Raw genomic sequence first — 12,534 nt, forward strand, 5'->3', positions numbered from 1 at the left:
CTATACTTATTGTTATATCAATATTCTATTTAGTTATATGTAATGCCCGGAGGCACCCAATGGCGAATCGAGCCGAGGTTACGCACTTTTTCGACGAACCCACGAACACTCTATCTTATGTCGTTAAGGACCCGGATAGTTCGGCCTGCGCGATCGTCGACAGCGTATTGAACCTTGATTATCCCTCTGGGACCATCAGCTATGAAGGCGCCGATCGCATCATTGCTTACATCAACGATAATAAACTGAGTGTTGATTGGATTCTCGAGACGCATGTGCATGCTGATCACCTGTCGGCTGCACCCTATTTGCAACAGCGTATAGGCGGCAAGATCGCCATCGGTTCTGCTATCACCACAGTCCAGTCAGTCTTCGCTGAGGTGTTCAATGAAGATGATGGTTTTCTTCGCGATGGTTCTCAATTCGATGTCTTATTGAACGACGGGGATGCTCTTAAGATCGGCTCCCTCGAAGGCTATGCGATGCACACGCCGGGACACACGCCAGCCTGTATGACCTACGTATTTGGTGACGCTGTGTTTGTGGGTGACACCCTGTTTATGCCCGATTATGGTACGGCGCGCTGTGACTTTCCGGGAGGCGATGCCAGCACCCTCTTTCGTTCCATACAGAGAATTCTGGCGCTTCCAAGAGAAACCCGCATTTTTGTTTGCCACGATTACATGCCCAACGATCGGGAGTTGGCATTTGAAACAAGCGTCGGCGCTGAAATTGACGCGAACGTTCACGTGCGAGCGGGGATTAACGAAGGCGAGTTCGTATCTATGCGCGAAGCCCGGGACAAAACCCTCGGCATGCCAAACCTCATCCTTCCCTCGCTGCAGGTCAACATGCGCGCGGGACACGTTCCTCCCCCGGAAAGCGGTGAGCGCTTCTTTTTGAAGCTGCCACTCAATGCCTTTGGTGGCCCGGACCTCTCTGATCTTGCTGCGAAGGAATAAGACTATGAGCGTAGAGTTAATCTCGGTAACCGAGTCCTTTTCTGTCTCCCGCCAGATCACCGCCGCTGATATACCCATGCTGGTAGAAGCGGGCGTAAAGTCCCTGATATGTAACCGACCAGATGGCGAAGGCAATGATCAGCCGACGATCACGGAAATTCGTACCGCCGCAGAGGCAGCTGGACTGAGCATTGCTTACATTCCTATTGTGTCGGGTGCGATCAGCAGCAATGACATAAAGGACTTTTCTACTGCACTGGATAAGATGGAGTCGCCGGTACACGCTTTTTGCAGAACCGGCACGCGCTCAATGACGCTGTGGAGTCTTTGTCAGCGCGCTAAGGGTGTTGCTGATGCGCAATTGCTGGCCCAAGCCAGGGACTGCGGTTACGACTTAAGCGACGCACTGCGGAGTATCCCCGTCGCAGCCTCAAAAGTGTCAGGCAGTGCTGCTTCCGAGGATCACTTTGATATTGTCATCGTAGGTGCGGGAGCCGCCGGTATCGCAGTTGCTTCCAGTTTGATGACACGTATGCAGACTTTATCAATCGCGATTATTGACCCAGCAGAAGTGCACTACTACCAGCCTGGCTGGACCATGGTCGGCGGAGGCATCTTTCGACAGGAGGATACGGTCAAAACCATGGCCTCCTTGATTCCCGACGGCGTCCGCTGGATAAAGTCCGCCGTAGGCAGCTTCGAACCCGAAGACAACCGTGTGCTATTGGAAGACAGTCATCCGATTCACTACGATCGACTTATCGTGGCGCCCGGGATCAAGTTGGACTGGCATGGCGTAGACGGACTTGTAGAGACCCTGGGGCGCAATGGAGTGACGTCTAATTATCGCTACGACCTGGCGCCCTATACCTGGAAGCTCGTGAGCAGTATGCAAAAAGGTAAGGCTCTGTTTACCCAGCCACCCATGCCGATCAAGTGTGCCGGTGCGCCTCAAAAGGCTCTTTATCTTTCCGGTGATCATTGGCGTCGGAATGGTGTTCTTAGCAACATTGATATCAGCTTTTACAACGCAGGGCCGGTACTGTTTGGTGTCAAAGAGTATGTGCCTGCTCTGATGCAATATATTGAACGGTATCAGGCTGAGCTTAAATTCGGGCATCGTTTGAGCCGCATCGACGGCGACACGCAGACCGCCTGGTTTGAGACCCAGGATGAGTCCGGCGCTACCGTTGAAGTCAGCTCGGACTTTGACATGATCCACGTCTGCCCTCCTCAGACGGCTCCGGACTTTGTAAAGCAAAGTCCACTGGCAGATGATGCCGGATGGATCGATGTGGATCAGAATACTTTGCAGCACAAACGCTACGCGAACATCTGGGGTCTGGGAGATGCGATGAACGCGCCCAACGCAAAGACAGCTGCAGCTGCCCGGATGCAGGCGCCAATTGTTGCGAACAATCTTCTTCATGACCTGGGGCGTGTATCCGGCGTCGCGCATTACAACGGCTATGGTTCCTGTCCGCTGACTGTGGAGCGCGGCAAGATCGTCCTTGCAGAGTTTGGCTATGGCGGGAAGCTCCTGCCGAGTTTTCCCCGTTGGTTAATCAATGGGCAGCGGCCGTCGAGATTGGCCTGGATTCTAAAAGAACAGATTCTCCCGCCGATTTACTGGAAAGCCATGCTCAAAGGCAAGGAATGGATGGTTAATCCGGAGCGTAGCAAGGCAGACCAATGAGCCAGTGGCTCCGCGGCTTACTGCCGCCTCTGGAGTGGTTACGCGGTTATAACCGCAATGCGCTGGCGAGCGACACGCTCGCTGCGGTAATCGTTACGATCATGCTGATTCCACAGTCTCTGGCTTACGCCCTTCTTGCCGGTCTGCCGGCAGAAATGGGGCTTTACGCCAGCATTTTGCCCCTGCTGGCTTACGCAATATTCGGAAGTAGTCGGACTTTGTCCGTCGGGCCTGTGGCAGTTGTATCCCTTATGACCGCCACGGCCGTAGGTAAGGTCGCGGCCACGGGGAGTCTTGGCTACGCTAGTGCCGCTATTGCCATGGCGCTGCTGTCAGGGGCTATGCTCATTGGCATGGGGCTTTTGCGCTTCGGCTATTTGGCAAATTTATTGTCGCACCCGGTTGTTTCAGGGTTTATTACCGCGTCAGGAATAATCATTGCCTTGTCGCAGCTGCGCCACATACTAGGTATCCAAGCCCACGGCGAAACCCTACCGACGCTAATCAGTACGCTTTGGATGCAGCTCTGGGCGTTCAACGGAGTGACCCTGATAACGGGCACGGCAGCGTTAATTTTCTTGTTTTGGGTACGCTCAGGGCTTGCACCGCTTTTGTGTCGAGTCGGCTTCAGCGCCAGTGCGGCCGGCATGCTTGCCAAGGCCGGACCGGTGTTGGTAATTATCGTTACCACGCTTGCGAGCATCGCTCTGGACTATCAAACCCTGGGTGTTGCCTTGGTGGGTACCGTACCCCGGGGGCTCCCCGCTTTTAGCATTCCCACGATGGATTTTGCGCTGTGGTCCGAACTTGCCGTATCGGCACTACTAATTAGTGTCATAGGCTTTGTGGAATCAGTGTCTGTGGGTAAAACACTTGCAGCAAAGCGTCGCCAGCGAGTCGATGCCAATCAGGAGTTGGTGGCTCTGGGTGCAGCGAACGTCGCATCAGCAGTTTCCGGCGGCTTTCCAGTCACCGGAGGATTCTCGCGCTCCGTGGTCAACTTTGACGCAGGCGCACAAACTCAGCTGGCAAGCGTGCTCACGGCCGGTGGCATTGCCGGGGCCGCCCTCCTCCTGACTCCGGTGCTGTATTTTCTGCCCAAGGCGACACTGGCGGCGACAATTATTGTAGCGGTGACTTCATTGATCGACTTCAGCCTGATCAAGCTCGCCTGGCGTTACTCGCGGACGGACTTTATTGCCGTGATGGTTACTATTTTGTCGACCCTGTTTTTTGGCGTTGAGCTGGGTGTCCTTTGTGGGATTCTGGCTTCTATTAGCCTTCACCTACATAAAACATCCCAACCACACATCGCTATAGTCGGAGAGGTGCCCGGCACCGAGCATTTTCGCAATATTAATCGACACGATGTGATCACTTACCCGAGCATCGTATCGTTGCGCATTGATGAGAGTCTGTATTTTGCGAATGCCGGTTACATGGAAAGCGCTATTTATGCGGTGATCGCGGAGCGCGACGAGCGCCTTAAGCACATCATTCTGCAGTGCACTGCCGTCAACGCAATCGATTTAAGTGCCCTTGAAGCTCTTGAAGCGGTCACACAACGGCTCAAAGAACAGGGGATAATGCTTCATCTGAGTGAGGTGAAGGGACCGGTAATGGATGCATTGGAGCGAACAGATTTTTTAGAGCATTTATCCGGGCAGGTTTTTCTGTCACAGCATCAGGCTTGTGAAGCTCTAAAGCCTGTGACTGAGTCATGAGCCGTATCCTGCGGTTTATATCGCTGTTAGTGATAGTAGGCATTGGGGTGGTGATTTACCTTGTAACCAGCGATCCATCCCAAGAAGATCCCTGCCTCACCCCACAAAACGATATTAGCGCGGCCATCCTTGGGGAAGACACTGACCAGGATGCGCTCGCAAATCGCGCGATGCTTCAGCGCAAACTCTGCGAAAAGCGTCGCGAGGAACAACCGCAGTAGCAAATAAAGCGTCTGGGTCGGGGCATAAAAAGCCCCGGCGGCTCATGCCAGGGGCTGGGTTACTGCTTGGGCCGCGTCAATGACGCCTGCCACAGCTTCAAAAAGCTGCGTTCAAGCGCATTTTCTGCGGCGATTCCGAGCTTCTGTTGCCAGTTCTTACGGGGCACAAAGGTCAGCTCGAACACACCATGAGTCTCAAGTTTGTCCTGAATGTATTCGTCAGAAGTCTGTAGCGCATCCACTAAGTGGACATCCCGTGCGCGTTGTCCGTACCAGGTTTCTCCCGTGGAAACACTATCAATATCAACTATTTGCCTGTTTTCTTTCACAAACTGCTTGAACAGAACATGGGTGTCTTCCAGCTCTTCTTTGAACTTCTCCCGGCCTTTGTCTGTGTTCTCCCCAAACACCGTTAGCGTGCGTTTGTACTCACCGGCGGTAAGAATTTCCACATCAATGTCATTCTTCTTGAGCACACGGTGAAAGTTCGGTAACTGCGCTATTACCCCGATGGAGCCGATAATGGCAAAGGGGGCCGCGATTATCTCGTTAGCAACACAAGCCATCATGTAGCCGCCGCTGGCCGCCACCTTATCTACGGCAACCGTGAGCTTCACCCCTTTATTGCGAATGCGCTGAAGCTGGCTGGATGCCAGTCCGTAGCTGTGGACCATTCCCCCGCCGCTTTCCAGACGCAAAAGAACTTCGTCGCTATCTCGAAGCTCTCCCAGTAGGGTCGACACTTCCTCGCGCAGCTGCTCCACGGCCGAAGCACGAATGTCACCGTCAAAATCCAGAACGTACAGACGTGGTTTCTCCGCCGGGGTTTCATTCCCCGCTTTTATCTGCTTCTTAGCTGCCTTGGATTCTTCTTTGGCTTTCTTTTTTTCTGCTTTCTTTTCAGCCTTGTGAGACTCCTTGCGCATCGCAGGATCCAGAGTGGCATCGCGAAGCGTCTCGCGAAGCTCCTTGTAGCGGTCGTTGAGTTTGTGCACTTCGATGTGTCCGCTGCTTTCTCCACGATGACGTTGAGATGCCGCGGCAATCAATAAAATGATCAGGCCGACCGAGATGACGATGGTAACGGCCTGCGCGAGAAATAGACCGTATTCAGAGAGAAATTCCATAAAGTTTCCTGAGTGTTGTGTAGCTGTCGAAGAACTAGCGTGATTGACTGCGTCGACAGTGGTATTGAATGAGTTGCCCCGCAATTGATGATGGTGGCGGCACGGGGGGTAAATCCTGAGGGTGATACCAGTTGGCTTCGGCGATTTCATCAAGGTCTGGAGTAACGTCACCAGAGGCATATTCGGCAAAGTATCCCAGCATCAATTGATTTGGAAACGGCCAGGACTGTGATCCGAAGTATTCGATCTCGCCGACTTCCACGCCGACCTCCTCGCGAACTTCTCGGCGCAGCGTATCCTCGGCACTCTCCCCCGCTTCTATAAAGCCGGCGAGTGAGCTGTACATCGGCCTGGGAAAACGCGCGTTCCGGGCCAGCAGCATTTCTTCTCCCCGGGTTATGAGGACTATCACACAAGGCGAAATCCTCGGGTAAAGCATGGTTTTGCAGGCGCCGCAGCCCATGGCGCGATCTCCGTCAGCAGCTTGCATAGGCTCACCGCAACGGCCACAGAATCGATGATCCCGCTCCCAATCAAGTAGCTGTGCTGCGCGGCCCGCAAGCGCAAACAGGCTGTCTTCTACCCGGCCAAGTAAGTGATAAAGATTACCCACCTGATAACGCATGGCATCGACATCGACGATGTCATCGATTTCGACTGCAAAGCAGGCCTGACCTGCCCAGTGTCCGATGTACTTCTCTCGAGCAACTTGCCAGCCGTTCTGACTAAGATCGCTGTCAGTCAAAACACAAGGCTGTCGCGATTGCATGTCCATAATCAACTTACCGCGCTGAAAAACGATATGCAGAGCGTCATTTCGATGAGCGGGTGCTGACTGACCGAGATCCAGCATAGATCAAATGCTCCTGGCGCGATGAGGCGGATGTAACCACAGGCGGGATAAATAAATGGGGCCGCTATCCTATGCACCACAGGTCCCCGTCGCAAGTGCAATGGGCGTAATAATGACCCGATTACGCCCCAAAGATCCTTGATCACCCGCTTACGCGAACTCAAGCAATACCGTACACTTGCGGCACAAATTTAGAGGAATCCTTATGAGCGAATCAGCATCACACGCGCTTTGGCACAATTTTCTCGGGCCGTCGCCAGACTGGTACAAAAAAGCGATTATCGGCTTTTTGTTGATCAACCCTGTCCTGCTCTACACCGTAGGACCTTTCGTTACCGGCTGGGTACTCATTGGTGAGTTTATCTTCACGCTGGCACTGGCTTTGCGTTGTTACCCCTTGCAACCAGGCGGCCTACTGGCGATCGAGGCTGTAGCTCTTGGCATGACCAGTGCAGATTCGGTGTTTCACGAAACAGCGGCCAATTTCGAGGTCATTCTTCTGTTGATGTTTATGGTTGCGGGCATCTATTTTATGAAGGAGCTCCTGCTGTTTGTATTCACACGAATTCTTCTCAAAGTACGATCCAAGGTTGTGCTGTCCCTGCTTTTTAGTCTGGTGGCGGCGTTTCTGTCGGCATTTCTGGATGCGCTGACCGTTACAGCGGTATTGATCAGCGTGGGTGTCGGTTTTTATTCGGTCTATCACAAGGTCGCCTCCGGTAAAGGTACTCACCATGACAGTCACGATCACGGTGATGACGCAGGTGTCCAAGACAACCACCGGGAAGATCTGGAGGATTTCCGCTCGTTCCTGCGCTCGCTGCTCATGCATGGAGCTGTAGGAACTGCGCTCGGCGGTGTGTGCACCCTCGTGGGCGAACCTCAGAACCTGCTCATTGCATCCGTAGCAGACTGGGACTTTGTTAAGTTCGTTACCGTTATGGCACCGGTAACCATGCCGGTTTTAGCTTGTGGCTTGATGACCTGCGCACTGCTGGAGGTCACAGGAAAGTTTGGCTACGGTGCCAAGCTGCCAGACTCCGTTCGTCTGGTGCTCAACGAGTTTCAGGATAAAGCTGATGCAAACCGAAACTCCAGGGATGTGGCGCGACTTGTGGTTCAAGCCCTGGTCGCGGTGATACTTGTTGTGGGTCTTGCAATGCACCTGGCCGCTGTGGGCCTCATAGGTCTTATGGTTATTGTGCTGCTTACGGCCTTCAACGGTATCGTCGAAGAGCATCAGATCGGACACTCTTTTGAAGAAGCTCTGCCCTTTACAGCGCTGCTGGTTGTGTTCTTTGCCATCGTTGCGGTTATACATGATCAACATCTGTTTACGCCTGTCATCGACGCGGTTTTGGCAATGAATTCAGATATTCGCCCTGGAATGTTCTTTATCGCCAATGGTGTGTTGTCAATGATCAGCGACAACGTGTTTGTCGCTACGGTCTACATCAATGAAGTCAAAGCTGCCCTTGATGCGGGGGCTATCACCAGAGGGGAATTTGATCAGTTGGCGGTAGCAATTAACACTGGTACCAACCTGCCCAGTGTTGCGACGCCTAATGGACAGGCGGCTTTTCTGTTCCTGCTGACCTCGGCGTTGGCGCCCTTGATTCGCTTGTCCTACGGACGAATGGTGATCATGGCGCTGCCCTACACCGTAGTCATGGGCGGCGTTGGCCTCGCCTGCGTAACCCTGTTTATCTAGGGACTGTGCTCAACTGCCGCTGTGGAGTGTTCTCCACAGCGGCTCTTTTCCAGCGGCCGCAATGCTATCCAGCTGCGCCTCGTGAGCCGCAAGTTCACTGTCAGTAGCCTCAATAACCGGTAGTCTTTGACGGCTTGCGGGAAGCCTTCGCAGTCCTCTGGGTCGGGACCGGCCCTGGCTGTCACCATCATCTCCTCCCAATGCCAAAGCGGTCTGCCCGCCGGTCATCGTCAGGTAAACGTCAGCCAGTATTTCAGCGTCCAGCAGCGCACCGTGGAGGTCCCTGCTGGAATTGTCGACCGCATAACGCTGGCACAGCGCATCCAGACTGTTACGCTGACCCGGGTGACGGCTTCGCGCCATGACCAGAGTGTCGGTGATCTCACAGCGCTGTGCCAGAGGCACTGCCCCAGAATCCAGGCGGCTCAATTCGCTATCGAGAAACCCGATATCAAAAGGGGCATTGTGGATAACCAGTTCTGCGCCATCGACAAAATCAATAAAGTCCTTTGCTACCGCAGAAAACACAGGCTTATCCGCAAGAAAGGTGGCGGTGATACCGTGAACCTCTATCGCTCCGGCATCGATATCACGTTCGGGATTGATATAGCGATGAAAGTGCCTGCCGGTGAGCTGACGATTCTCCAACTCCACGCAGCCAATTTCGATAATCCGGTGCCCCTGACTCACTTCCAGGCCGGTGGTTTCTGTATCGAGAACAATTTGTCGCATAACTGTCGTTGATCCTTAAAAACTAAGAGAGCATTTCATCAATCGCGCGGTTAGCCAGCGCGTCGGCGCGCTCGTTACCCGGGTGGCCGCTGTGCCCCTTTACCCATTCCCAGGTGACAGTGTGTCGCTGATTCTGCTCGTCCAGCAACTGCCACAGGTCGGCATTCGCCACAGGTTTTCTGGCAGATGTTTTCCATCCTCGTTGCTTCCAGTTGGGTAGCCACTCGGTGATACCTTTCATGACATACGTGGAATCGGTGACCAGTCTTACTGCGCAAGATTCACGCAGGGTCGCTAATCCTTCAATAGCCGCGCTGAGTTCCATGCGATTATTGGTCGTATTCTCCTCGGCGCCATAAAGCTCTCGCTCCTTGCCGGCGTAGCGCAGCAAGGCTCCCCAACCACCGGGCCCGGGGTTTCCACGACAAGCGCCGTCCGTGAACAGTTCAATGCGTTTCATAAGGTTCCAAAAATTTTGATGACGAGCTCAGGCAGCTAAATCATTACTGTCTGACCGTGGCTGTCGTGGTGTAGGAGCAGGAGTTCCCGCCACACTAAGGCCTCTAAAGCTCTCTCGAGCGCGTGCCCGGAGGCTTCTGGGCCTGCGAACGCCTCCAATATGCTTGATAGCATGAGCAATGTAGACGCCCCCACCGGGCAGGCTGCTGTCACTGGCCCATTCGTCCACACGGCCTATAAAGTTGCGCAGTCGAACACTCCCGGCCACCGGGATAGGGAACAAATGTTGCGCGCTTTCCAGTTCACAATCGAGCAGGCGTAACCAGTCAGTGAGACGGTGCAGGCTCACCGGACGATATCGCTGTCTATTCCACAAACTGCTCTTTTTTAATCCTTGCAAATAATGTGCTCCCCCCAGGAGGCTCAGGGGATTGAAGCCGACAATTATCAAGTGACCATGGGGCCGCAAAACCCGCTGCATCTCGCGCAGACTGCCATGGGGATGCTCGTCAAACTCCAGCGCGTGAAAAGCGACCACGGTGTCCACGCTGTCGCTCTCCAGGGGTAACTCATCGCCGTGACACAACATGGAGGCTTTACCATCGGCTGCTGCACAGGCAAAGATCTGATGATTAATAGGGCTTGCGCCCACCAGACTGCGTGTCGGTAAAGGGCCCATCTGTAAAATATGGTAACCGAAAGACAGACCCAACACGGGTTCAAGCCGAGCTTGTATAAGCTCGCAGAGCTCCTCTCCAGACTCTCTGGCGTACCAGGATTCCAGAGCCCGGGAAATCTCGATAGACTGCATGTTCGCGACGCTCTTCACGATTAGGAGAGTAGCCAGTGCGCTGCCTGCATGCAACGCCCGACTACCTCTAATATAGAGCGTTCTTGATTTTGCCCTGAAGCACTCTGAGAGTCTGCGTTTATGACCACTATCAACGGCATCCCGGCCTTTACTGATAATTACATCTGGCTACTTCAGAACAGTGATGATAGCGCGTATGTGGTGGATCCAGGCGATGCGGCGCCGGTGGAGCGGGCCCTGAAAGAGCGCAAGCTTTCTCTTGAAGGCATTCTCATTACACATCACCACTTTGATCACGTCGGTGGGCTAAAAGCACTGAAAGACAAGCACCGCTGTCGGGTGTACGGACCCGCCAACCCCGCCATTGACGGTATCGATCAGGTGCTGGTCGCCGGCGATCATCTGAATGTGGGCGACTACTCCTTTGAGATCATCAGTGTGCCAGGACATACCCTCGATCACATTGCTTACTATCAGGCTGGAGAGAACCCAGTGCTGTTTTGCGGTGACACGCTTTTTGCCGGTGGCTGCGGCCGTATTTTTGAGGGGGATCCTCCGATGATGCATGAGTCTCTGTGTAAGCTTGCCGCCCTCCCCGCAGCTACTGCAGTATATTGCGCCCATGAATATACCTTGGCGAATCTTGCCTTTGCCCTGGCCGCCGATCCAGATAATGCGGCCTTAAAAGAGCGTCAGCGCAATGCCCAGGCGCTGCGAACGCGAGGGGAAGCTACGGTTCCCTCCACCATTGGCCTTGAACTGGCGACTAACCCCTTCCTGCGGAGCGCGGCCCCTGAGCTGGCCCTGGGGCTAGAAGCTGCAGGCCGTGAAGCAGGCGCGAAACCCGTGGAGGTCTTTGCGGGCCTTCGTGCATGGAAGGACCAGTTCTGAGCATGCAGCTGCTACGCGCGAGTACATTGATAGCCATGTTTGTGCTGAGCGCTTGTACCACCATGCAAAGCGATAAAGCCTTGGAGACGCAGGTGTCGACCTCGTCTGCGGCGGAGCTGCTGCCGCCGAGGCCCCATCACAAAGAGCTTGTAGATTTGGGTCCGCCGGTAGATCTGTGGGACAGAATTCGACGTCAGCTGGAGTTCCATACCCTCCACAACGCCCGCATCGGCAGTGCGCGGGAGTATTACCTCAAACAAGCTCGCTACTTCGAGTTGGTAGGTCCTCGGGCAGAGCGTTATCTCTTCCATCTGGTGAACGAGGTAGAAGCACGCGACATGCCTATCGAAATTGCCCTGCTGCCCTTTGTCGAGAGTGCAATGAATCCGTTTGCTATTTCGAACCAACGCGCGGCAGGGCTTTGGCAGATAATGCCGGGAACGGCAGATGATCTTGGCGTCCGCCGGGACTGGTGGTTCGACGGTCGCCTGGATGTTCGCGATTCCACGACTCACGCTCTGAACTACCTGGAGTCCATGAACGAAGACTTTGACGGAGACTGGCTTCTCACTCTTGCCGCGTACAACTCCGGTAAGGGTCGCGTTCAGCGGGCTATCAAACGAAACAAGAGTCAGGGAAAGCCTGTGGATTACTGGTCCCTGGATTTGCCTCGAGAAACACGTCGTTACGTGCCTCGATTGATTGCTCTAAGTACCATCGTCGCTTTCGACCAAGCCTTGGAAGTCAGTCTGCCACAAATCCCTAATGCCCCCGCTTTTGCGGCCATTGATACTGCTGGGCAGGTAGAAATGCTCCGCGCGGCGGAACTTGCAGGATTGGAACTTGTGGAGCTGCGCAGTTTTAATCCGGGGCAGCTGCGCTGGGCGACTGCACCCAACGGGGATGGAAAGTTGCTTGTGCCCGTCTCCATCGCGGAGTCCCTTGCAACGACACTTGCCGAGCTTCCGGATTCCCAACGGGTCACCTGGCAGCATTACCGGATACGTCGCGGCGACAGTCTTATACGCATTGCCAAAAACTTTGACACGCAAGTGGGCTTACTGCGCGAGGTCAACAACCTTAACGGCAATCTCATTCGTGCCGGTGATACTTTAATGATTCCCGATAGCGCGGCCTGGCAGCAGAGTCTGGCATTGGCTGAAAGCGGCAGCACAGGCGTGCGCCGGGGTTACACCGTGCGTCGTGGTGACTCGCTTTACGAGATCGCACTGCGTTTCGATGTCACCATCGTAGATATCATTAGCTGGAACAAATTGGACCCGGGCCGCTATCTACAACCGGGACAGTCGTTGACGCTGTATCTGGCCGGCGACTAAGGTCGCGCGG

Annotated in this window: 12 protein-coding genes; 7 read left to right on the top strand and 5 right to left on the bottom strand. The window is 54.3% G+C overall.

The annotated features are described in order from the left end of the window. Positions 1–59: 59 nt before the first annotated feature. The 4 genes from R0135_RS02900 to R0135_RS02915 are packed head-to-tail and all read left to right on the top strand — an operon-like array spanning position 60 to position 4,603. On the top strand, positions 60–962 hold the full coding sequence (locus R0135_RS02900) for an MBL fold metallo-hydrolase (RefSeq protein WP_407348762.1): 903 nt from the start codon (positions 60–62) through the stop codon (positions 960–962). 4 nt (positions 963–966) lie between these two features. After that, the gene (locus R0135_RS02905; protein WP_407348763.1) at positions 967–2,658 is read left to right on the top strand and encodes a TIGR01244 family sulfur transferase; all 1,692 of its coding nucleotides are present in this window, start codon (positions 967–969) and stop codon (positions 2,656–2,658) included. Further along, entirely contained in the window at positions 2,655–4,382 is a 1,728-nt protein-coding gene (locus tag R0135_RS02910; protein ID WP_407348764.1) for a SulP family inorganic anion transporter, read from the top strand. Before R0135_RS02905 ends, R0135_RS02910 begins: the two co-directional genes overlap by 4 nt. Then, complete coding sequence (locus tag R0135_RS02915) at positions 4,379–4,603, top strand: hypothetical protein (protein ID WP_407348765.1); 225 nt, start codon at positions 4,379–4,381, stop codon at positions 4,601–4,603. The genes R0135_RS02910 and R0135_RS02915 overlap by 4 nt, the downstream gene beginning before the upstream one ends. A 59-nt stretch (positions 4,604–4,662) precedes the next feature. On the opposite strand, the gene sohB is transcribed toward R0135_RS02915, so the two are convergent. Further along, complete coding sequence (gene sohB / locus R0135_RS02920; protein WP_407348766.1) at positions 4,663–5,730, bottom strand: protease SohB; 1,068 nt, start codon at positions 5,728–5,730, stop codon at positions 4,663–4,665. Positions 5,731–5,764: 34 nt separating this feature from the next. Beyond that, positions 5,765–6,583: an NAD(+) diphosphatase gene (gene nudC / locus R0135_RS02925; protein WP_407348767.1), complete on the bottom strand. Its 819-nt coding sequence runs from the start codon at positions 6,581–6,583 to the stop codon at positions 5,765–5,767. Between the two features lie 205 nt (positions 6,584–6,788). Here nudC and nhaB point away from each other — a divergent pair, with 205 nt between their 5' ends. Beyond that, entirely contained in the window at positions 6,789–8,294 is a 1,506-nt protein-coding gene (nhaB, locus tag R0135_RS02930; RefSeq protein ID WP_407348768.1) for a sodium/proton antiporter NhaB, read from the top strand. Positions 8,295–8,303: 9 nt separating this feature from the next. Here the strand turns inward: nhaB and dnaQ are convergent, their stop codons facing one another. From dnaQ to R0135_RS02945, 3 genes are read right to left on the bottom strand one after another with little or no spacing between them, the layout of a single operon-like run. Further along, positions 8,304–9,026 carry a DNA polymerase III subunit epsilon gene (gene dnaQ / locus R0135_RS02935; RefSeq protein ID WP_407348769.1) on the bottom strand — a complete coding sequence of 241 codons (723 nt, stop codon included), beginning with the start codon at positions 9,024–9,026 and terminating at the stop codon, positions 8,304–8,306. Positions 9,027–9,048: 22 nt separating this feature from the next. After that, on the bottom strand, positions 9,049–9,486 hold the full coding sequence (gene rnhA, locus R0135_RS02940) for a ribonuclease HI (protein ID WP_407348770.1): 438 nt from the start codon (positions 9,484–9,486) through the stop codon (positions 9,049–9,051). Between the two features lie 27 nt (positions 9,487–9,513). Continuing rightward, positions 9,514–10,296, bottom strand: a complete 783-nt coding sequence (locus tag R0135_RS02945) for a class I SAM-dependent methyltransferase (protein WP_407348771.1) — start codon at positions 10,294–10,296, stop codon at positions 9,514–9,516. Between the two features lie 120 nt (positions 10,297–10,416). Here R0135_RS02945 and gloB point away from each other — a divergent pair, with 120 nt between their 5' ends. Together gloB and R0135_RS02955 are read left to right on the top strand one after the other, a co-directional pair. Then, a complete protein-coding gene (gene gloB / locus R0135_RS02950; RefSeq protein WP_407348772.1) occupies positions 10,417–11,187 on the top strand; it encodes a hydroxyacylglutathione hydrolase in 771 nt (256 codons plus the stop codon). Positions 11,188–11,189: 2 nt separating this feature from the next. Next, a complete protein-coding gene (locus R0135_RS02955) occupies positions 11,190–12,524 on the top strand; it encodes a LysM peptidoglycan-binding domain-containing protein (protein WP_407348773.1) in 1,335 nt (444 codons plus the stop codon). Positions 12,525–12,534: the final 10 nt, after the last annotated feature.

The sequence above is a fragment of the Congregibacter variabilis genome (genome assembly GCF_045689235.1).
In the GTDB taxonomy this organism is placed as follows: domain Bacteria; phylum Pseudomonadota; class Gammaproteobacteria; order Pseudomonadales; family Halieaceae; genus Congregibacter; species Congregibacter variabilis.

What these genes read in the sequence shown, in the direction of transcription:
- rnhA (WP_407348770.1), bottom strand. Translation starts at nt 9,486, where the DNA reads ATGAAACGCATTGAACTGTTCACGGACGGCGCTTGTCGTGGAAACCCC.
- gloB (WP_407348772.1), top strand. Translation starts at nt 10,417, where the DNA reads ATGACCACTATCAACGGCATCCCGGCCTTTACTGATAATTACATCTGG.
- nhaB (WP_407348768.1), top strand. Translation starts at nt 6,789, where the DNA reads ATGAGCGAATCAGCATCACACGCGCTTTGGCACAATTTTCTCGGGCCG.
- sohB (WP_407348766.1), bottom strand. Translation starts at nt 5,730, where the DNA reads ATGGAATTTCTCTCTGAATACGGTCTATTTCTCGCGCAGGCCGTTACC.
- R0135_RS02955 (WP_407348773.1), top strand. Translation starts at nt 11,190, where the DNA reads ATGCAGCTGCTACGCGCGAGTACATTGATAGCCATGTTTGTGCTGAGC.
- nudC (WP_407348767.1), bottom strand. Translation starts at nt 6,583, where the DNA reads ATGCTGGATCTCGGTCAGTCAGCACCCGCTCATCGAAATGACGCTCTG.
- R0135_RS02915 (WP_407348765.1), top strand. Translation starts at nt 4,379, where the DNA reads ATGAGCCGTATCCTGCGGTTTATATCGCTGTTAGTGATAGTAGGCATT.
- dnaQ (WP_407348769.1), bottom strand. Translation starts at nt 9,026, where the DNA reads ATGCGACAAATTGTTCTCGATACAGAAACCACCGGCCTGGAAGTGAGT.
- R0135_RS02900 (WP_407348762.1), top strand. Translation starts at nt 60, where the DNA reads ATGGCGAATCGAGCCGAGGTTACGCACTTTTTCGACGAACCCACGAAC.
- R0135_RS02905 (WP_407348763.1), top strand. Translation starts at nt 967, where the DNA reads ATGAGCGTAGAGTTAATCTCGGTAACCGAGTCCTTTTCTGTCTCCCGC.
- R0135_RS02945 (WP_407348771.1), bottom strand. Translation starts at nt 10,296, where the DNA reads ATGCAGTCTATCGAGATTTCCCGGGCTCTGGAATCCTGGTACGCCAGA.
- R0135_RS02910 (WP_407348764.1), top strand. Translation starts at nt 2,655, where the DNA reads ATGAGCCAGTGGCTCCGCGGCTTACTGCCGCCTCTGGAGTGGTTACGC.